At 69.5% G+C, this 21,073-nt stretch carries 15 protein-coding genes and 1 pseudogene; 14 read left to right on the top strand and 2 right to left on the bottom strand.

Annotation, left to right across the window (positions count from 1 at the left end):
* Positions 1-3 precede the first annotated feature (3 nt).
* Positions 4-1,509 carry an AlkA N-terminal domain-containing protein gene (locus tag OG607_RS10645; RefSeq protein ID WP_405721752.1) on the bottom strand — a complete coding sequence of 502 codons (1,506 nt, stop codon included), beginning with the start codon at positions 1,507-1,509 and terminating at the stop codon, positions 4-6.
* Positions 1,510-1,587: 78 nt separating this feature from the next.
* Positions 1,588-2,160 carry a Uma2 family endonuclease gene (locus tag OG607_RS10640; RefSeq protein ID WP_405721750.1) on the bottom strand — a complete coding sequence of 191 codons (573 nt, stop codon included), beginning with the start codon at positions 2,158-2,160 and terminating at the stop codon, positions 1,588-1,590.
* A gap of 191 nt (positions 2,161-2,351) precedes the next feature.
* Here OG607_RS10640 and sigJ point away from each other — a divergent pair, with 191 nt between their 5' ends.
* The 14 genes and pseudogenes from sigJ to OG607_RS10570 all read left to right on the top strand — a co-directional run bounded on the left by sigJ (position 2,352) and on the right by OG607_RS10570 (position 21,072).
* Positions 2,352-3,245 carry an RNA polymerase sigma factor SigJ gene (sigJ, locus tag OG607_RS10635; RefSeq protein ID WP_405721747.1) on the top strand — a complete coding sequence of 298 codons (894 nt, stop codon included), beginning with the start codon at positions 2,352-2,354 and terminating at the stop codon, positions 3,243-3,245.
* Positions 3,246-3,455: 210 nt separating this feature from the next.
* Positions 3,456-3,875: pseudogene (locus OG607_RS10630) on the top strand (lanthionine synthetase LanC family protein); the annotation flags it as partial.
* 146 nt (positions 3,876-4,021) lie between these two features.
* Positions 4,022-4,327: a hypothetical protein gene (locus OG607_RS10625; RefSeq protein ID WP_405737501.1), complete on the top strand. Its 306-nt coding sequence runs from the start codon at positions 4,022-4,024 to the stop codon at positions 4,325-4,327.
* Between the two features lie 175 nt (positions 4,328-4,502).
* A complete protein-coding gene (gene acnA, locus OG607_RS10620) occupies positions 4,503-7,217 on the top strand; it encodes an aconitate hydratase AcnA (protein ID WP_405721744.1) in 2,715 nt (904 codons plus the stop codon).
* A gap of 180 nt (positions 7,218-7,397) precedes the next feature.
* Positions 7,398-8,804: an N-acetylglucosamine/diacetylchitobiose ABC transporter substrate-binding protein gene (gene ngcE, locus OG607_RS10615; RefSeq protein WP_405721742.1), complete on the top strand. Its 1,407-nt coding sequence runs from the start codon at positions 7,398-7,400 to the stop codon at positions 8,802-8,804.
* A gap of 91 nt (positions 8,805-8,895) precedes the next feature.
* Positions 8,896-9,828, top strand: coding sequence for a carbohydrate ABC transporter permease (locus OG607_RS10610; protein WP_405721739.1), 933 nt, complete (start codon positions 8,896-8,898; stop codon positions 9,826-9,828).
* 13 nt (positions 9,829-9,841) lie between these two features.
* On the top strand, positions 9,842-10,783 hold the full coding sequence (locus OG607_RS10605; protein ID WP_405721737.1) for a carbohydrate ABC transporter permease: 942 nt from the start codon (positions 9,842-9,844) through the stop codon (positions 10,781-10,783).
* Positions 10,784-10,997: 214 nt separating this feature from the next.
* The gene (locus OG607_RS10600) at positions 10,998-12,200 is read left to right on the top strand and encodes an ROK family protein (protein WP_405721735.1); all 1,203 of its coding nucleotides are present in this window, start codon (positions 10,998-11,000) and stop codon (positions 12,198-12,200) included.
* A gap of 138 nt (positions 12,201-12,338) precedes the next feature.
* Complete coding sequence (locus OG607_RS10595) at positions 12,339-13,424, top strand: sugar ABC transporter substrate-binding protein (protein ID WP_405721732.1); 1,086 nt, start codon at positions 12,339-12,341, stop codon at positions 13,422-13,424.
* 207 nt (positions 13,425-13,631) lie between these two features.
* Positions 13,632-14,420 (top strand): ATP-binding cassette domain-containing protein, encoded by a 789-nt coding sequence (locus OG607_RS10590; protein WP_329321869.1) that lies wholly within the window; start codon positions 13,632-13,634, stop codon positions 14,418-14,420.
* Complete coding sequence (locus tag OG607_RS10585) at positions 14,417-15,739, top strand: sugar ABC transporter permease (protein ID WP_405721729.1); 1,323 nt, start codon at positions 14,417-14,419, stop codon at positions 15,737-15,739. Before OG607_RS10590 ends, OG607_RS10585 begins: the two co-directional genes overlap by 4 nt.
* A gap of 265 nt (positions 15,740-16,004) precedes the next feature.
* Positions 16,005-17,918: a 1-deoxy-D-xylulose-5-phosphate synthase gene (gene dxs / locus OG607_RS10580; RefSeq protein WP_405721726.1), complete on the top strand. Its 1,914-nt coding sequence runs from the start codon at positions 16,005-16,007 to the stop codon at positions 17,916-17,918.
* An 84-nt stretch (positions 17,919-18,002) separates the two neighbouring features.
* Entirely contained in the window at positions 18,003-19,493 is a 1,491-nt protein-coding gene (locus OG607_RS10575) for an amino acid permease (RefSeq protein ID WP_405721723.1), read from the top strand.
* A gap of 10 nt (positions 19,494-19,503) precedes the next feature.
* The gene (locus OG607_RS10570; RefSeq protein WP_405721720.1) at positions 19,504-21,072 is read left to right on the top strand and encodes an ArnT family glycosyltransferase; all 1,569 of its coding nucleotides are present in this window, start codon (positions 19,504-19,506) and stop codon (positions 21,070-21,072) included.
* The last annotated feature ends 1 nt before the right edge of the window (position 21,073 follow it).

Below are 21,073 nucleotides of genomic sequence, written 5' to 3'. Positions count from 1 at the left end.
GTCTCAGTTTCCGTTCGTGGGAAGAAGGTTGATCGGGTGGTCGCCGGTCGCCCAGAGGTACTGGACGGCGTACGCGCGCCACGGCCGCCAGAGCGCGGCATGCGCGGTGAGCGCGGCCGGGGTCGCGGGCAGGCCCAACGTGCGGGCGGCGAGGCGGACGCCCAGATCGGAGGGGAGGAAGGCGTCCGGGTCACCCAGCGCGCGCATGGCGATCGACTCGACCGACCAGGGCCCGATGCCCGGCAGCGCGGCGAGCTGCTCCCGCGCCCGGTCCCAGTCGGCGCCCACGCCGAGGTCGATGCCGCCGTGCGCAAGGGCGGCCACCAGTCCGGTCAGCGTCGCGCGCCGGCTGCGCGGCATCGCGAGCGCCTCCGGATCGAGGGCGGCCAGCGCCTCCGGGGAGGGGAACAGGTGTGTCAGCCCGCCGTCCGGGTGCGTGTCCGGGTCCGTGATCGCCTCACCGTGGGCCTCGACCAGCCGCCCGGCCAGCGTGCGCGCCGCCGCCGTCGACACCTGCTGCCCCAGCACCACCCGTACGGCGAACTCCGCCCCGTCCACCGTGCGCGGCACCCGCCGCCCCGGGGCCTTGTCCACGTACGGCGCCAGCAGCGGGTCCGTACGCAGCTGGTCGTCCACCGCCACCGGGTCCGCGTCCAGGTCCAGCAGCCACCTGCAGCGGCTGATGGCCAGCGACAGGTCCCGCCAGTCCGTCAGCGACAGCCGGCACGCGATGTGGTCGGCCTCCGGCCGCAGGCTCACCACCCCGTGCCCGCGCGGCAGCCGCAGCGTCCGCCGGTACGCCCCGTCCCGCCACTCCTCAACCCCCGGGACGCCGGTCGCCGCCAGGTGCCCGAACAGGTTGTCCGGGCACAGCGGCGCCCGGTACGGCAGCCGCAGCGACAGCGACCCGGCCACCGGCGTCCGCGCCGCATGCGCATGCGGCGCGGGGCGGGCCCGTACGCGCAGCTCGCTCGGCGTCAGCGCGAAGACCTCCCGCACCGTGTCGTTGAACGTACGGATGCTGGCGAACCCCGCCGCGAAGGCCACATCCGACATCGCCAGGCCGCTCGTCTCGATCAGCAGCCGCGCCGTCTGCGCGCGCTGTGCCCGCGCCAGCGCCAGCGGCCCCGCCCCCAGCTCCGCCAGCAGCTGCCGCTCGATCTGCCGCGTGCTGTAGCCCAGCCGCGCCGCCAGCCCCGGCACCCCCTCCCGGTCCACCACCCCGTCGGCGATCAGCCGCATGGCCCGCGCCACCAGGTCCGCCCGCACATTCCACTCCGGCGACCCGGGGCTCGCGTCCGGACGGCAGCGCTTGCAGGCCCGGAAACCGGCCTGCTGGGCGGCGGCCGCGCTCGGGTAGAACGTCATGTTCTCCGGCTTCGGCGGCATCGCCGGGCAGCCGGGGCGGCAGTAGATCCGGGTGGTCAGCACGGCGGTGAAGAACCACCCGTCGAAGCGGGAGTCCTTGGCCTGCACGGCTCGTACGCAGCGCTCGAAGTCCTCATGCATGACATCCAGCATTCGCCCTGCGGGAGGCTGAGGCTAGCGAGAATCCGACATCGCCGTGCGCCGGCCTACGTGCCGGGTTCAGAACTCCGACGTGTCCAGCTCCAGGTCGAAGGGCGCCGGGAGCCGGACCGGCGTCCCGAAGGGGTGCGGGCCGTTCACCTTGGTGTAGCCGAGCTCGCCCGGATCTGCGTAGAGGGTGCAGGTCCGCTGCTGGCGGTCGACCACGAGATACAGCGGTGCGCCGTACTCGGCATAGCGGCGGCGCTTCACGATCCGGTCGGTGTCCCCGTTGGACTGGGACGTGACCTCCACGACCAGTAGGGTCTGATCCGGCAGCAGAGCGCCGTCGTCGTCCGCCAGCGCTTCAGGGACGACTGCGATATCCGGCAGATACCAGTTGGGACTCCCGGGGAGATCGAGATTGCCCGAGCCCGACAGGCAACCGAGCTTCTCCACCACCGGTTCGATCTGCTTACGGATCTTGGCGGCGGCTTTCTCGTGACCCCACGTAGGCGACACGTTTTCGATGACCCCCTCGACGATCTGCGCTCGATCGCCTTCGATGTGCTGGATCGCGTACTTCAGCGCGGTTTCGGGGTCGTCGACCGTGTACGAGCGGGCTCGCGCGCCCGAGTGGGGCTGTGTGCTCATCGGTCCTCCAACGGACATCGTGACAGCAGCATGACGACTGCCCTCTGTCTAACGCAATGACTGCCGAGCCGCCCCGGAACCTGCCCCCCATTCACCCGGACCGGTGATCACTCACGCGCGCCCCGCTGTCACACCTGCCCCCGCCCAAACGTCATTGCTGTGACGCAGTGACGCGACGGAGGATGCGACCCATGGACGACACCGAATTCCTGGCGGCCCGCTTCGAGGAGAAGCGGGCCCACCTGCGGGCAGTGGCCTACCGGATGCTCGGCTCGCTGAGCGAGGCGGACGATGCCGTGCAGGAGGCGTGGATCCGGCTCAGCCGTTCCGATACGAGCGAGGTCGAGAACCTGGGCGGGTGGCTGACGACGGTGACGGGGCGGGTGTGCCTGGACATGCTGCGGTCACGGCGGTCGCGGCGCGAGGAATTCGTGGGGACGCATGTGCCCGACCCGATCGTGGCGCGGATGGACGGGGAGGCGGCCGACCCGGAGCACGAGGTGCTGCTGGCGGACTCGGTGGGCCTGGCGCTGCTGGTCGTACTGGAGACGCTGCCGCCCGCCGAGCGGCTCGCCTTCGTGCTGCACGACATGTTCGCGGTGCCGTTCGACGAGATCGCCCCCATCGTGGGCCGCACCCCGACCGCGGCCCGCCAGCTCGCGAGCCGGGCGCGTCGGCGGGTACAGGGCGCGGCCACGGTGCCGGACGCGGATCTGGGCCGCCAGCGCGAGGTGGTCGACGCGTTCCTGGCCGCGTCGCGCGGCGGGGACTTCGAGGCGCTGGTCGCGGTACTGGACCCGGATGTCGTGCTGCGCGCGGACGCCGGGGCAGGGCTCGGGGCGGCGGTGTCGAAGGTGGTCCACGGCGCGGCGGCGGTGGCGGGGAACGCGCTGATGTTCCACCGGACGGCCCGGCTGGCGCGGCCGGCGCTGGTCAACGGGGCCGCGGGCCTCGTCACGGTCGAGAACGGCGTGCCGGTGGGGGTGATGGGCTTCACGATCCGCGACGGAAAGGTGGTCGCCATCGACATCCTCGCCGATCCGGTACGCCTCGCCCGGCTGGACCTGGCCGTCCTGGACGACTGACGTACGGCCCGTGCGGCCGGATCCGGAGGTGGCACGCTCGAACGGTGATCACGACGCGAGCGGCTGAGGCCGAGACACTTGCCGTGCAGGGCCTGGACTGGATGCTCGGACTGGCCCGCGACACCGGGGCCGGGGCCGGGACGTGGCCTGGGCGAGCACCCCTACCGATGAGGAGGCCGACCCACCCTCTACTCCGGCACCGCCGGCGTCGTGGTGGCGCTGCTCGAAGCGCAGCGGCACTTCGGCGACGACCGTTACGGCGACGCCGCCCTGCGCGGCGCCCGGTCCATAGCGGACGCCGTCGGGGAGTGGGAGCACGACTCGCTCTATCCCGGCCTGGCCGGGATGGCCTTCGCCCTGCGGGCGGTCCACCGCCACCTCGGCGACCCGGCCGCCGGTGCGGCCGCGGACCGAGCGCTGGAGTGGGTGCGCTCGCGCTTCGACGGCACGCGCTGGAACGACCACTTCGAGGTGATCGCCGGCAACGCCGGTATCGCGCTCGGCGCGCTGGCCTGCGGCGATGTCGACCTGGCCGTGCTCGCCGTGACGCCCTACCTGCGGACCGCGGGAGCGACCGTGGGCGGCGTCCACTGGGAGTTCCGGGTCGGAGCGCCCGCCCGTTTCCATCACGTCTCGCACGGCACGCTGGGCATCGCCTACGCGCTGGCCGCCGTCCGCCGGGCGGCGGACCGGTCAACTCCGGCCTGCCGCAACGGCTGCGGCCCGGCTTCTGGGACAACAGCGGCCGCTGCTGCGGCACCGCCGGGGTGCTGGCCATGGCCTGCGACCGCCACCAGGAGGGCGGCGACGGCCTGGACTTCGCGGAGGTGCTCGTCGAGGACCTGGCCGCCCGGGCGACCAGGGACGCCGACGGCGCCCGCTGGTCGAACACCGAGCACCGGGCGACCCCCAGCGAACCCGAACCCCGGACCGGCTGGGCCATGGGCAACGCGGGCATCGTCCGGGAACTGCTCCGGTTCGCCCGGGCGGGCACCGGACGCGACGCGGCCTACGCCGTCGCCTGGCCCGACCACGCCGATGCGGGGCATCCCGATGCAGGACGCAGCGCGCCCGGGGCATGACCGTTCGACGGTCATGTACTAGAGTTATCTCGACATCGAGATATCTGCCGGGGCGTACCGCTGCCGCAGTCCAGTAAGGCTAGCCTAACTTAGCCCTACCTTAGCGGATCGGCCAACAGGGCCGAGCGGCAGCATTGCGGTGGTACGCGGAATTCATGCAATGAAGGAGACTGTCGTGTCGGCGAACAGCTTCGACGCCCGCAGCACGCTGCAGGTGGGCGACGAGTCGTACGAGATCTTCAAGCTGGACAAGGTCGAGGGCTCCGAGCGCCTCCCTTACAGCCTGAAGGTGCTGCTGGAGAACCTGCTCCGTACCGAGGACGGCGCGAACATCACCGCCGACCACATCCGGGCGATCGGCGGCTGGGACTCCCAGGCGCAGCCGAGCCAGGAGATCCAGTTCACGCCGGCCCGCGTGATCATGCAGGACTTCACCGGTGTGCCCTGTGTCGTGGACCTCGCCACCATGCGTGAGGCCGTGAAGGAGCTGGGCGGCGACCCGGCGAAGATCAACCCCCTGGCACCGGCCGAGCTGGTCATCGACCACTCCGTCATCGCGGACAAGTTCGGCACGAACGACGCCTTCGCGCAGAACGTCGAGCTGGAGTACGGCCGCAACCGCGAGCGCTACCAGTTCCTGCGCTGGGGCCAGACCGCGTTCGACGAGTTCAAGGTCGTCCCGCCGGGCACCGGCATCGTCCACCAGGTCAACATCGAGCACCTGGCCCGCACCGTCATGGTCCGCAACGGCCAGGCGTACCCCGACACCCTGGTCGGCACCGACTCGCACACCACGATGGTCAACGGCCTGGGCGTGCTGGGCTGGGGCGTCGGCGGCATCGAGGCGGAGTCCGCGCTGCTCGGCCAGCCGGTGTCGATGCTGATCCCGCGCGTGGTCGGCTTCAAGCTGACCGGCGAGCTGCCGACCGGCACCACCGCCACCGACCTGGTCCTCACGATCACCGAGATGCTGCGCAAGCACGGCGTCGTCGGCAAGTTCGTCGAGTTCTACGGTGAGGGCGTCTCGGCGACCTCGCTCGCCAACCGCGCGACCATCGGCAACATGTCGCCGGAGTTCGGCTCGACCGCCGCGATCTTCCCGATCGACGCCGAGACGATCAGCTACCTCAAGCTCACCGGCCGCAGCGAGCAGCAGCTCGCGCTCGTCGAGGCGTACGCCAAGGCTCAGGGCCTGTGGCTGGACCCGGCCGCCGAGCCGGACTTCTCCGAGAAGCTGGAGCTGGACCTCTCCACGGTCGTCCCCTCCATCGCCGGCCCGAAGCGCCCGCAGGACCGCATCGTCCTGGCCAACGCCGCGCAGCAGTTCGCGCAGGACGTGCGCAACTACGTCGAGGACGACGACGAGGCGGGCAAGGAGTCCTTCCCGGCCTCCGACGCCCCCGCCGCGACCAACGGCGTGCCGACCCGCCCGACCACGGTCACGGCGCCCGACGGCTCGACGTACGTGATCGACCACGGCGCCGTCACGGTCGCCGCGATCACCTCCTGCACCAACACCTCGAACCCCTACGTCATGGTGGCCGCGGCCCTCGTGGCCAAGAAGGCCGTCGAGAAGGGCCTGACCCGCAAGCCGTGGGTCAAGACCACCCTGGCCCCGGGCTCGAAGGTCGTCACCGACTACTTCGACCGCGCCGGCCTCACCCCGTACCTCGACAAGCTCGGCTTCAACCTGGTCGGCTACGGCTGCACCACCTGCATCGGCAACTCCGGCCCGCTGCCGGAGGAGGTCTCCAAGGCGGTCAACGAGCACGACCTGGCCGTCACCTCGGTCCTGTCGGGCAACCGCAACTTCGAGGGCCGGATCAACCCCGACGTCAAGATGAACTACCTCGCCTCGCCGCCGCTGGTCGTCGCGTACGCCATCGCGGGCTCGATGAAGGTGGACATCACCAAGGACGCCCTCGGCACCGACCAGGACGGCAAGCCGGTCTACCTGGACGACCTCTGGCCGTCCGAGCAGGAGGTCAACGAGGTCGTCGCCTCCGCGATCGGCCAGGACATGTTCGGCGAGTCCTACAAGGACGTCTTCGCGGGTGACGCGCAGTGGCAGTCGCTGCCGATCCCGACCGGCGACACCTTCGAGTGGGACGCGCAGTCCACCTACGTCCGCAAGCCCCCGTACTTCGACGGCATGCAGGCCGACCCGAGCCCGGTCACCGACATCTCCGGCGCCCGTGTGCTCGCCAAGCTGGGCGACTCGGTCACCACCGACCACATCTCCCCGGCCGGCGCGATCAAGGCCGACACCCCGGCCGGCAAGTACCTCACCGAGCACGGCGTCGAGCGCCGTGACTTCAACAGCTACGGCTCCCGCCGCGGCAACCACGAGGTCATGATCCGCGGCACCTTCGCCAACATCCGGCTGCGCAACCAGGTCGCGCCCGGCACCGAGGGCGGCTTCACCCGCGACTTCACCAAGGACGGCGGCCCGGTCGCCTTCATCTACGACGCCTCGCAGAACTACCAGGCCGCCGGCATCCCGCTGGTCATCCTGGCCGGCAAGGAGTACGGCTCCGGCTCGTCGCGCGACTGGGCGGCCAAGGGCACCTCGCTGCTCGGCGTCAAGGCCGTCATCGCCGAGTCCTACGAGCGCATCCACCGCTCGAACCTCATCGGCATGGGCGTCCTGCCCCTGCAGTTCCCCGAGGGCACCTCGGCGGAGTCCCTGGGCCTGACCGGCGAGGAGACCTTCTCCTTCACCGGCGTCACCGTCCTCAACGACGGCACCACCCCCGCCACCGTCACCGTCACCACCGACACCGGTGTGGACTTCGACGCGGTCGTCCGCATCGACACCCCCGGCGAGGCGGACTACTACCGCAACGGCGGCATCCTGCAGTACGTGCTGCGCTCGCTCATCCGCAAGTAAATGGGATGATTCGGCCGGTCACGGGCCCGTACCCCTTTTCCGGGGTACGGGCCCGGTCCGGTTACGCGGGGGTCTCAACCAGGAAAAGGTGTCCGCCAAACGCGCGTATGACCTTGCTCACCTCACAGGAACTGGACTATACCTTTCTGGGTCCAGGCTAGGCCGAGCAAGGGATCCGAAATGAACTCCGCGAACCCTGTGAACCCTGATGTGAACCGGCGTGCTCTCATCAAGAGTGTGACGGCAGCGAGTCTGCTGGCGGTCCCGGCCGCGGGCCTGCTGAGCGCCTGCGCCTCCAGTGGCGGCGGCACCAGCACGGAGAAGACGGGGACGAAGACCAAGACCAATCCGTTCGGCGTCAACGATTCGGCCGGCCTGGACATCGTGATCTTCAAGGGCGGCTACGGCGATGCCTACGCCAAGTCGTTCGCGAAGCTCTACGAGTCCAAGCACAAGGGGTCGACGGCGGCCGTCTCCTCGACGCAGGACATCACCGGCAAACTCCAGCCGCGCTTCAACGCCGGCAACCCGCCCGATGTCATCGACGACTCGGGAGCCCAGCAGATCAAGCTGGACGTCCTGTACAAGAACGGCCAGCTGGCGGACCTCACCCCGCTGCTCGACGCCCCGTACATCGACGACCCCACCAAGAAGATCCGGGACGTGCTCCAGCCCGGCACCATCGAGACCGGCTCGTTCGCCGACGGCAAGATGCGCCAGCTGAGCTACATTTTCACCGTCTGGGGCTTCTGGTATTCCGGGAAGCTCTTCAAGGACAAGGGCTGGACCGAGCCCAAGACCTGGGCGGACTTCATGTCCCTGTCCGCGGAGATCAAGAAAGCGGGCATCGCCCCCTTCTGCCACCAGGGCAAATACCCCTATTACATCAATGTCGTCCTGATGGACCTGATCGCCAAGAACGGCGGCCTGGAATACGTCAAGCGGATCGACGCGCTCGACACCGCCGTCTGGGACGAGGCCCCCGCAAAGACGGCGGTCGACGCGCTCTACGAGATCGTCACCAAGGGCTATCTGCTGCCGGGCACCAACGGTCTGACGCACATCGAGTCGCAGACCGCCTGGAACGAGTACAAGGCCGCGTTCATCCCGTGCGGTGCCTGGCTGGAGAACGAGCAGCTGAAAGCCACTCCGTCGGACTTCGACATGAAGTTCATGCCGCTGCCGTCGCTGCCCGGCGACAAGCTGCCCTTCGAGGCCATCCGGGCCGGCGCGGGGGAGCCCTTCATCGTCCCGGAGAAGGCCAAGAACAAGGCCGGCGGCCTGGAATTCCTGCGGCTGATGCTGACCAAGGACGGCTCCAGCAGATTCGCGGCGGCGGCCAACTCCCTCACCGTCCTCAAGGACGGCGTCGGCTCGGACGTCAAACTGCGTCCGGGAACGGCCTCCACGGTGGTTGCGCTGAAGGCGGCGGGCAGCAACACCTTCAACTACAACTACCCCAACACCCACAGCCAGTTCGACACCGACATCGCCGACGCGAGCGCGGAGCTGATGGCCAAGCGCATCACCCCGGCGCAGTGGCTCCAGCGGGCCAAGACCGCCGCCGAGAAGGCCAAGAAGGCCTAGGGCTGTCCGGAGTCCGAGAGCCTGACCGAAGGAGAATGTCCGGCGCGGCGGGAGCGGCACTCCGCGCCGGGCGGTCGACCAGGAGGAAGCCATGCAGCACCGCAAGTACCCGTTCATCGCGGGATTCCTCGTCCTCCCGGTGGCTCTCTATCTGATCTTCGTGATCTGGCCGTACCTCCAGACCATCGGTTATTCGCTGACCGACTGGCAGGGCCAGTCCCAGACGATGAACTTCGTCGGGATCGACAACTACAAGGCGCTCTTGTCGGACGACGTCTTCATGACGGCGCTGACGCACAACCTCCTGCTGCTGCTCTTCCTGCCGGTGATCACCATCCTGCTCGCGCTGTTCTTCGCCTTCATGCTCAATGTGGGCGGGCGCGGAGCGGTCGGCGGCGTCCAGGGGGTACGCGGCTCCGCCCTGTACAAGGTGATCTTCTTCTTCCCCCAGGTGCTCTCGGTGGCGATCCTCATCGTGCTGTTCGGGGCGGTCTACCGCAGCGACGGGGCGGGTCTGCTCAACGGGGTCCTGATCAAGCTGCACCTGGTGAGCGCGGCCGACCCGGTCGAGTGGCTGAACGACCCGGACCTGGTGCTCTGGGCGCTGCTGGCGATCCAGATCTGGGCGGGCGTCGGCTTCTACCTGGTGCTCTTCTCAGCGGCGATGCAGTCCATCCCCAAGGACATCTACGAGGCCGCGCTGCTGGACGGCGCCGCCCGCGGGCAGACCTTCTTCAAGATCACCCTCCCGCTGCTGTGGGACAGCGTGCAGACCGCCTGGGTGTACATCTCGATCTTCGCGATGGACTTCTTCGCGCTGGTCGCCGGCCTGACCCAGGGGACCGCTTACGGAGGCGGGCCCGATCACCACAGCGAGGTCATGTCGACCTATCTGATGCGGAACTTCCAGGCCTTCGGCAAGAGCGGATACGCCTGTGCGATGGGCGTGGTGATCCTGCTGCTGACATTGATCCTCTCCGCGATCACGCTGCGGGTCTCCCGCCGTGACCGCATCGAGTTCTGAGCGGGGACGCGTGATGAGCACACCCATCAAGGAGGCCGGGGCAGACGCCGCGGCCAGGGTTCCGGTGCAGGGCGTCGCGGCGACACGGCGCGGCTCGGCGGACGGCGCACGGGGCGGTGGCGACGGCGTCCTCAATGTCTTCTCGCACGGTTTCCTCGCGCTGTGGGCGGTGATGATCGTGCTGCCGCTGGTCTGGATCGTCCTCGGCTCGTTCAAGACCGACGCCCAGATCGGCGGCAGTGCCTGGACGTGGCCCGCGCACTGGGGTTTCGACGCCTTCACCAGGGCCTGGGAGAAGGGGATCGGCGGCTTCTTCGTCAACACCCTGATCGTGATGGCCTTCTCGGTGCCGCTGACCATGCTGTTCGGCTCGATGGCCGCGTACGTGCTGGCCCGCTACGACTTCCCCGGGAACAGGTTCATCTACTTCCTGTTCGTCGGCGGCGCGATGTTCCCGGTGTACCTGGCGCTGGTGCCGCTGTTCTTCATGGTGCGCAACCTCGGGATGCTCAACACCTACCAGGGCCTGATCCTGGTCTACGTCGCGTACTCGCTGCCGTTCACCGTCTTCTTCATGCACTCCTTCTTCCGGACGCTGCCGACCGCCATCCACGAGGCCGCGGTGATCGACGGCGCCTCGCACAGCCGGGTGTTCTTCCAGGTGATGCTGCCGATGGCCAAGCCCGGTCTGCTGAGCGTCGGGATCTTCAACGTGCTGGGCCAGTGGAACCAGTACATCCTCCCGGTCACCCTGATGCAGCCGCAGAGCAGCACCGACCCGGACCGCTCGATGCTCGCCCAGGGGCTGGTGAACCTGGCGCTGACGCAGGGGTACGCGGGCGACAAGCCGGCGCTCTTCGCGGGCATGACGATCGCGATGCTCCCGGTGCTCGCGGTCTATCTCTCCTTCCAGCGCCAGGTGCAGTCGGGCCTCACGGCGGGCACCCTCAAGTAGTCACACATTCAACTTCTCACCGGAAGCACACCCTCCCGGCGGCCCCGCGGTACAGCGGGGCCGTCCTGTTGTTTTTGGCCGATTCCGATAACGGTGTGGCTCTCCCCCTTGACGGGATGCAAGCCCAAACGCTCAGCTTAGAGTTCACATGTTGTAGACGACGGGGTCTCACTGATGCGGTTCCGCCGTTACGTACCGGCAGGAGTGGGTCGTTGTGGAGACTCCGGGATCGCAGTCATCGCTGCACCGGGCCAATCTGGAACGGGTGGTCCGGGCCGTACGGCTGGCGGGATCGCTCACCCAGGCGGAGATCGCCCGGAGCACCGGGCTGTCGGCGGCCACCGTCTCCAATATCGTCCGGGAGTTGAAGGACAACGGCACGGTGGAGGTCACCCCGACCTCCTCGGGCGGCCGCCGGGCCCGCAGTGTGACGCTGTCCGGGGACGCCGGGATCGTGGTGGGGGTCGATTTCGGCCACTCCCATCTGCGGGTCGCGGTGGGCAATCTGGCCCACCAGGTGCTGGCCGAGCAGTCCGAGCCGATTGATGTCGACGCCTCCGCCTCGGAGGGCTTCGACCGGGCGGAACACCTGGTCGGAAGGCTGATCGAGTCCACCGGCGTGGACCCGGCGAAGGTGCTCGGGGTGGGCCTGGGCGTCCCCGGCCCGATCGACCTGGAGACCGGCACCCTGGGCTCGTCCGCGATCCTGCCGGGCTGGGCGGGCATCAACCCGCGCCAGGAGCTCGCGGAGCGGCTGCGGATGCCCGTCCAGGCGGACAACGACGCCAACCTGGGAGCGCTGGGGGAGCTGGTCTGGGGCGCGGGCCGGGGGGTCAAGGACCTCGCGTACATCAAGGTCGCCAGCGGTGTCGGCGCCGGCCTGGTGATCGACGGCCGGATCTACCGGGGCCCCGGCGGCACGGCCGGCGAGATCGGCCACATCACGCTCGACGAGGCCGGCCCGGTCTGCCGCTGCGGAAACCGGGGCTGCCTGGAGACCTTCACCGCCGCCCGCTATGTGCTGGGGCTGCTGCGCGCCAGCCACGGCTCCGACCTGACCATGCCGAGGATGGTTCAGCTGGCCCGCGAGGGCGATCCGGGCTGCCGCCGGGTGGTCGCCGACATCGGCCGGCACGTGGGCATGGGCGTCGCCAGCCTGTGCAATCTGCTCAATCCGAGCCGCGTCGTCCTCGGCGGCGACCTCGCTGAGGCCGGTGAGCTGGTGCTCGGCCCGATCAGGGAGTCCGTGGCCCGTTACGCCATCCCCAGCGCCGCCCGCCGGCTCGCGGTCGTCCCGGGCGCCCTCGGGGCCCGCGCGGAGGTTCTGGGCGCGCTGGCACTGGCCTTGAGCGAGGTGGGCGATTCACACCTTTTGGATGGTACTGTCCCCTCAGTCGCACCGGCCTTCACAGGGTGACGCTGCGTTCACCTAGATAACGAAACGCACCGTTGCCATCTCGTTAAGGATTTACTTCTTGACGACAAAGCTGCGGCCGAGTTGACTCACGTTCACCTCGGCCGCAGCGTTGCGGCCCTGTCAGGGAGGCAACCCCAAATGAACGCAATGATGCGTAGAGTCGTTATCGGCACCGCCGCGGTCTCGATGGCCCTTTCTGTGGCCGCCTGTGGCAAGGCCGGCGACGACTCCGGCAGCAGCAGCTCCGACAAGACCATCGGCCTGCTGCTCCCCGACAGCGTTACCGCCCGGTACGAGAAGTTCGACAAGCCCCTGTTCGAGGCCAAGGTCAAGGCGCTGTGCTCCGACTGTTCCGTCCAGTACGCGAACGCGGCGGGCGATGCGGCCAAGCAGGCGCAGCAGGTCAGCAACATGATCACCAAGGGCGTCAAGGTCATCGTGATCAGCGCCCAGGACTCCGCCGCGATCAAGTCCTCCATTCAGAAGGCAGTGGACAAGGGCATCAAGGTCGTCGCCTACGACCGTCTCGCCCAGGGCCCGGTCTCCGCGTACGTCTCCTTCGACAACGAGAAGGTCGGCCAGCTCCAGGGTGAGGCGCTGCTCACCGCGCTCGGCTCCAAGGCGACCACCGCCTCCAAGGTCGTCATGATCAACGGTGACGACGCCGACCCGAACGCCGCGCAGTTCAAGGCCGGCGCGCACAAGGCCCTCGACGGCAAGGTCACCATCGCCTACGAGCAGTCCGGTCTCTGGAAGGACACCGTCGCGGCCCAGAAGATGTCCGCCGCGATCACCCAGCTCGGCGCCAAGAACATCGCGGGCGTCTACGCCGCCAACGACGGCATGGCCGGCGGCATCGCCACGGTCCTCAAGGGCGCCGGCATCAGCGGCATCCCGCTGACCGGCCAGGACGCGGAGCTCGCGGGCATCCAGCGGATCGTCGCCGGTACCCAGTCCAGCACCGTCTACAAGGCCTACAAGCCGGAGGCCGACACGGCCGCCGAGCTCGCGGTGAACCTGCTCAACGGCAAGAGCATCGACTCGCTGACCACCACCACGCTGACCAGCGGCTCCGGTGACAAGGTCCCCTCGACGCTGCTGACCCCGGTGTCGGTCACCAAGGCCAACATCGCGGACACGGTCGTGAAGGACAAGCTGTGGAGCGTGGCTGACATCTGCACCACCGAGTTCGCCGCGGCCTGCAAGACCGCCGGTCTCCAGTAAGACCGGTAACCGGACCGCCCAGCGGTCCCGCGAAGCCTGTCCGACGCCCGCCCCACTTCACACCCCGCTGCCGGGGCGGGCGTCGGACGGAACCGTTGCCAAAGGCAGCGGATTCGCGCATGTTCATCTTGTAAACCTGTGCTTCTTGCACATCCCTCCGCGCCTGTCCCCAAGCGCGGCATCCCCGCCGGTCAGGCGGCGAAGGAGATGGTTCACGTGTCCGCTACGCCCGTGCTGGCGTTGCGCGGAGTCTCCAAGCGATTCGGTGCGGTACAGGCACTCACCGATGTCGAGCTGGAGGTCCATGCCGGAGAAGTAGTCGCCCTGGTCGGCGACAACGGGGCGGGAAAGTCCACCCTGGTCAAGACGATCGCGGGTGTGCACCCCATCGATGAGGGCGTCATCGAGTGGGAGGGCAACCCGGTCAGCATCAACAAGCCGCACGACGCCCAGGGACTCGGCGTCGCCACCGTCTACCAGGACCTCGCCCTGTGCGACAACCTCGACGTTGTCGGCAACCTCTACCTCGGACGCGAGCTGCTGCACCGCGGCGTCATCGACGAGGTGACGATGGAGAAGAACTCCCGGGAGCTGCTGAGCACGCTCTCCATCCGCATCCCGAGCGTACGCATCCCGATCGCGAGCCTGTCCGGCGGCCAGCGCCAGGTCGTCGCCATCGCCCGCGCCCTCATCGGCGAGCCGAAGGTCGTCATCCTCGACGAGCCCACCGCCGCCCTCGGCGTCGAGCAGACCGCGCAGGTCCTCGACCTGGTCGAGCGGCTGCGCGAGCGCAACCTGGGCGTCATCCTCATCAGCCACAACATGGCCGACGTCAAGGCGGTCGCGGACACCGTCGCCGTCCTGCGCCTGGGCAAGAACAACGGGTCCTTCCCGGTGAAGGACACCAGCCACGAAGAGATCATCGCCGCGATCACCGGTGCCACGGACAACGCCGTGACCCGTCGCGCGGGGCGCACCACGGAGGCGGCAAAGTGAGCGACATTTCCAAGACCGTGAAGCCCGACCCGGACCAGGGGCACCAGGACACCGTGGCGCCCGCCGACGACCCCACGGCCGCGGCGGTATCCGTCGTCGACCCGCGGCTGCTCGTCCGTGAGGAGGGGCTGAAGGGCTATATCACCGAGTTCAAGCGCAAGGTGAAGGGCGGTGAGCTGGGCTCGCTGCCGGTCTTCCTCGGCCTGATCGTCATCTGGACCATCTTCCAGCTCCAGAACGACCGTTTCCTCAGCGCGGACAACCTGTCCAACATCAGCTACTACCTCTCGGCCACCGGCATGCTCGCCATCGGCCTGGTGTTCGTGCTGCTGCTCGGGGAGATCGACCTGTCCGTCGGCTCGGTCAGCGGACTGGCGTCCACGGTGTTCGCCGTCTTCGTGGTCACCCACGGCATGAACGCCTGGCTGGCCCTGGTCCTGACCGTCATCACCGGCATCGGCATCGGCGCCCTGCAGGGCTGGTTCTTCGCCAGGATCGGGGTGCCCGCCTTCGTCGTGACCCTGGCCGGCTTCCTCGGCTGGAACGGCCTGATGCTGTGGTTGCTCGGTTCGAGCGGCACCATCAACATCCCGTCCGACAGCGGCCCGGTGTACCTCCTCGGCCAGAGCTCCTTCTTCATGGACCAGGCCGTCATCGGCGCCTACCTGCTGGCCGGTCTCGGCGTGGCCTCCCTGCTCGTCGGCTCGCTCATGGACCAGCGCCGCCGCAAGGCCGCCGGGGTGCCCTTCCGGCCCAGCAGCGAGATCGCGCTGCGGGTCGGCGCGCTCGCCGTGGCGTCCTTCGTGGCCGCGGCGGTGCTGAACAACTCCTCCGGCGTGTCCAACGCCCTGGTGATCTTCCTCGCGTCGCTGGTGATCGTGGACTTCGTGCTGCGGCGCACCACGTACGGCCGAAAGGTCTTCGCGGTCGGCGGCGGCATCGAGGCCGCCCGCCGCGCCGGCATCAGCGTGCCCATGGTCCGGATCACCGTGTTCGCCATCTCCGGCGGTTTCGCGGCGGTCGGCGGCATGTTCTTCGCCGGGCAGACCTCGAGCGCGTCGCTGACCTCCGGCGGCGGCAACATCCTGATGCTGGCCATCGCGGCCACGGTCATCGGCGGCACCAGCCTCTTCGGTGGCCGGGGCAGCGTCTGGTCGGCCCTGCTGGGCATGCTGGTCATCCAGTCCATCCAGACCGGCCTGGACCTGCTCAACATGAACACGTCCATCCAGTACATGATCACCGGCGCGGTCCTCCTCGGCGCCGTGGTCATCGACTCCGTCTCCCGCAAGAGCCAGAAGGCCGCCGGCCGGGCGTAACCCTGGCCGGACGGGCGGAAGCCGTCTCCTCGGGCGCCGGGCAGGAACGTATCTGCCCGGCGCCCGCGTTATTGGTCTTGTTCCGTTGGCGGACGCCGGACCGTGGCGGGCGAGGACCACAGACGGCCCGCAGCCGGAAGATCCGCGGCCCGGTACCGGGAATGATCGTTCCCGCTACCGGGCACGGGTGTGTGCGGGGGCCGGAACCCCAGCACTTAGACTCGGAAACTCGGGAAACCGGGAAAGCGACAGCAAGGAGGCACGGGTGGCGCTGCTGACCCGTATCAAGGCACCGCGCGACCTCGACCGGCTCAGCCCGGACCAGCTGGTGGAGCTGGCCGGGGAGATCCGTACCTTCCTTGTCGAGGAGGTCTCCAAGACCGGCGGCCATCTGGGCCCCAACCTCGGCGTGGTCGAGCTGACCATCGCCATGCACCGGGTCTTCGACTCGCCCCGGGACAAGGTGCTCTTCGACACCGGACACCAGTCCTACGTGCACAAGCTGCTCACCGGCCGTCAGGACTTCAGCAGGCTCAAGGGCAAGGGCGGCCTGTCCGGCTACCCCTCCCGGGCCGAGTCCGAGCACGACGTCATCGAGAACAGCCACGCCTCCACGGTCCTGGGCTGGGCCGACGGCCTCGCCAAGGCCAATGAGCTGCTCGGCAGACAGGACCACGTCGTCGCCGTCATCGGCGACGGGGCGCTGACCGGTGGCATGGCCTGGGAGGCGCTCAACAACATCGCCGCCGCAAAGGACCGCCCGCTCGTCATCGTCGTCAATGACAACGAGCGTTCCTACGCGCCCACGATCGGCGGCCTCGCCGACCACCTCGCGACGCTGCGCACCACCGACGGCTACGAGCAGTTCCTCACCCGTACGAAGGACCTGCTGGAGCGCACCCCGCTCATCGGCAAGCCGCTGTACGAGACGCTGCACGGCGCCAAGAAGGGCCTGAAGGACTTCATCGCCCCCCAGGGCATGTTCGAGGACCTCGGCCTGAAGTACGTCGGCCCGATCGACGGCCACGACATCGAGGCCCTGGAGTCCGCGCTCACCCGGGCGAAGCGATTCGGCGGCCCGGTGATCGTGCACTGCATCACCGAGAAGGGCCGCGGCTACATCCCGGCCGAGCAGGACGAGGCCGACCGCTTCCACGGCATCGGCCCGATCCACCCCGACACCGGCCTGCCGATCTCGGCCGGCGGCGCCGACTGGACCTCGGTCTTCGGCGAGGAGATGGTCAAGCTCGGCAAGGAGCGCAAGGACATCGTGGCGATCACCGCCGCCATGCTCCAGCCGGTCGGGCTCGACAAGTTCGCCAGGGCCTTCCCCGACCGGGTCTACGACGTCGGCATCGCCGAGCAGCACGCCGCCACCTCGGCGGCCGGGCTGGCCACCGGCGGGCTGCACCCGGTCTTCGCGGTCTACGCGACCTTCCTCAACCGGGCCTTCGACCAGGTCCTGATGGATGTCGCCCTGCACAAGTGCGGCGTCACCTTCGTCCTGGACCGGGCCGGCGTCACCGGCACCGACGGGGCCTCGCACAACGGCATGTGGGACATGTCCATCCTCCAGGTCGTCCCGGGCCTGCGGATCGCCGCCCCGCGCGACGCCGACCAGGTACGCGCCCAACTGCGCGAGGCCGTACAGGTCGAGGACGCGCCCACCGTCGTGCGCTACTCCAAGGGCGCGGTCGGCCCGGCCGTCAAGGCGGTCGGCACCGTCGGCGGCATGGACGTGCTGCGCGAGGCGGGCTCCGGGAGCCCTGACGTACTGCTGGTCTCGGTCGGCGCGCTGGCGCCGATGTGCCTGGAGATCGCCGGGCTGCTCGACGCCCAGGGCATCACCACCACCGTCGTCGACCCCCGCTGGGTCAAGCCGGTCGACGAGGCCCTGCCCGGCCTCGCCGCCCGCCACCGGGTCGTCGTCACCGTCGAGGACAACGGCCGCGTCGGCGGCGTCGGCTCCGCGATCTCGCAGGCCCTGCGCGACGCGGGCGTTGACGTGCCGCTGCGCGACTTCGGCATCCCGCAGCAGTTCCTCGACCACGCCTCCCGCAAGGAGATCATGGCCGAGATCGGGCTGACGGCCCCGGACATCGCACGCCAGGTCACAGGCCTGGTCTCGAAGCTGGACGGCCGGTACGAGGACGAGCCGGCCCGGGTCGCCGGAGAGTAGCCACGCTGCGGGGGATCACCTTTACGGGTGATCCCCCGCGCGCCGACCCTGTTCACCGGCACCGGCAAGTGCTGTGATGCGCCGGTGAACGTCAGAAGGAACAGCTTCTTCCGGACCAAATCCGTCGAACAGTCCATCGCGGACACCGAGGAGCCGGAGCACGCGCTCAAGAGATCGCTGTCCGCCCTCGACCTCACGGTCTTCGGTGTCGGTGTCATCATCGGCACCGGCATCTTCGTCCTCACCGGACAGGTCGCCAAGAACAACGCCGGCCCGGCGGTGGCTCTGGCCTTCGTTCTCTCCGGCATCGTGTGCGGCCTCGCGGCGCTGTGCTACGCCGAGTTCGCCTCCACCGTGCCGGTCGCCGGATCCGCGTACACCTTCTCGTTCGCGACGCTCGGCGAACTGCCCGCCTGGATCATCGGCTGGGACCTCATCCTCGAACTCGCCCTCGGCTGCGCGGTGGTGTCCGTCGGCTGGTCCGGCTACATCCGCTCTCTCATGGACAACGTCGGCTGGCACCTGCCCACCGCGCTGGCCGGCAGCACCGACACCGATACCCACTTCGACCTGCTGGCCTTCCTGCTGGTCCTGGTGCTCACCGCGATCCTGGTCGGAGGGGCGAAGCTGTCCGCCCGGGTCACCTCGGTCGTCGTGGCCATCAAGGTCACGGTGGTGCTCATCGTCATCGTCGTGGGCACCTTCTTCATCGTCGGCGACAACTACACGCCCTTCATCCCGGACGCCGTCCCGACCCCGGCCGCCGAATCGAACCTCAAGGCACCCCTGATCCAGTTGATCTTCGGCTACACCCCGACCGATTTCGGCGTGATGGGCATCTTCACCGCCGCCGCCGTGGTCTTCTTCGCGTACATCGGCTTCGACATCGTCGCGACCGCCGCCGAGGAGACCAAGAACCCCCAACGGGACGTCCCGCGCGGCATCCTCGGCTCGCTCGCCATCTGCACGGTGCTGTACGTGGCTGTGTCCGTGGTCGTCACGGGCATGGAGAAGTACAGCAAACTGTCCGTCGACGCCCCGCTCGCCGACGCCTTCAAGGACACCGGACACCCTTTCTGGGCAGGCCTGATCAGCTTCGGCGCGGCCATCGGGCTCACGGCCGTCTGCATGATCCTGCTGCTCGGCCAGACCCGGGTGTTCTTCGCCATGAGCCGGGACGGGCTGCTGCCGCGCTTCTTCTCCCGCGTGCATCCGCACTTCAGGACCCCCTACCGCTCAACGATGCTGCTCGGCGGCATCATCGCGCTCGTCGCGGGCTTCACCAGCATCTCCGAACTGGCCGAACTGGTGAATATCGGGACGCTCTTCGCGTTCATCGTCGTCGCGATCGGCGTGGTGATGCTCCGCCGCAGCCGCCCCGACCTGCCGCGTTCCTTCCGTACGCCCTTCGTTCCCTGGGTGCCGGCGCTGTCCGTGATGGCCACGCTGTGGCTGATGCTCAACCTGCCGGCCGAGACCTGGCTGCGGTTCCTGTTGTGGATGGTGCTCGGCTTCGTCATCTACTTCGCGTACGGGCACGGGCACAGCCGGATGCGTCAGCAAGACGTCGGGTAGGTTGACCCGTGTGCCGAGCCGCCGCCTTCCGCGTGTCACGCGCCTGACGATCCCCGCGTTCGCGGTGTGCGCGGCCCTGCTCCATCTGCCGTCCTTCGTACGGCCGGTCTGGAATCCGGACGAGGGCTTCCTCGCCACGCAGGCTCGGATACTCGCGGCCGGTGGCTCGCTCTACGGCGATGTCGTCGACCGCAAGCCGCCGTTGCTGCCCTGGCTCTACGAGGGCGCCTTCGCGCTCTTCGGCGACGGTTCCCTGTGGCCGCTGCGGGTGCTGGCGGTGCTCGCCCACGTCCTCACCGCCGCTCTGCTCGCCTCGATGGCCCGGCGCCGCTGGGGCGGACCATGGGGCGCCGTCGCGGGCTTCGGCTACCTGCTGCTCTCGATCGGGCTCGCCCCCGAGGACACCCAGGCCGCCAACTTCGAGGTCTTCACCCTGCCATGGACGGTCGCCGCCATGTGGTGCGCCGACCGTGCCCGCTGGGGCTGGGCCGGGCTGGCGGTGGCCGGCGCGGCGCTCACCAAGCAGACCGGGGCGGTGGTGCTGCTCCCGGTGGCCTGGATGCTGTGGCGCGCGTGGCGCGACGCGGGAGCGGAACGGGCGGTGCTCGTACGGCCCCGCGAGCCCCGCGAGCCACTGGCCGACTCCGACGCCGACGGAGGCGGCGGCTCCGCGGTCGCCGTACGGGTCGTCGCGGCGCCGCCGGCCGTGGTGGTGGGGACGCGGGACCGGTGGGCCTGGGCGTGGCTCGCCGGGGGAGCGGTGGTTCCGGTCGCCGCCGTGGCCCTGTCGGTCGGCGCGCGGCGGTTCGTGTTCTGGACGGTGACGGGCTCCGCGGCGTACATCTCCCCGCAGGGCGCCTGGCCGGCCGTGCTGGGCCGCGCGCTCGGCAACGTGGGCATCCTGGCGGCGGCGGGCGCAGGCCTCGTACTCCCGCTGCTCTACCTGGCCGCGCGCCGCCGCCGGTTCGCCGGGACCGAGCTGTGGGTGTGGCTCGCCGCCTCCGGGCTCGCCGTCGTCACCGGCTTCCAGTTCTACGGCCACTACTACCTGCAGCTCCTCCCGCCGCTGGTCCTTCTCGGCATCGCCGCGCTGCGCGGCCTCCCCCGCCTGTGGAAGCCCGCCGCCGCCTGGACGGCCCTGGCCTGCGGCGCCTTCCTCGCCTGGGGCTTCACCGTCCCCCGGACCGAGCTCGACCACTCCAAGGCCGTCGCCTCCGCCATCCGCGCCCACACCACGTCCTCCGACACCCTCCTCGTCTGGGGCATGCACCCCGAGCACTACTGGCTCTCCCGCCGCGCCCCTGCCTCCCGCTTCCTCACCGCCGGCTTCCTCACCAACTTCTCCGGCGGCCGCGGCGGCTCCTCCGCCCGCGTCGGCGAGGCCTACGCCGTCCCCGGCGCCTGGCGCACCTTCCGGCGCGAGATGGCCCGCCGCCCCGCCGACCTCATCGTCGACGACTCGCGCGGCGCGGCGTACGGGCCCGCGCACGTGCCGACGCTGCGCGCGATGCTGGCCAAGGACTACAAGCGGGTCGCGGCCGTCGACGGCGCGGTGCTCTACGCCCGCCGGACGCGCTGAG

Source organism: Streptomyces sp. NBC_01537 (assembly GCF_045040445.1).
Classification (GTDB): Bacteria; Actinomycetota; Actinomycetes; order Streptomycetales; family Streptomycetaceae; genus Actinacidiphila.
This window is presented reverse-complemented; position numbering and strand designations above follow the sequence as displayed.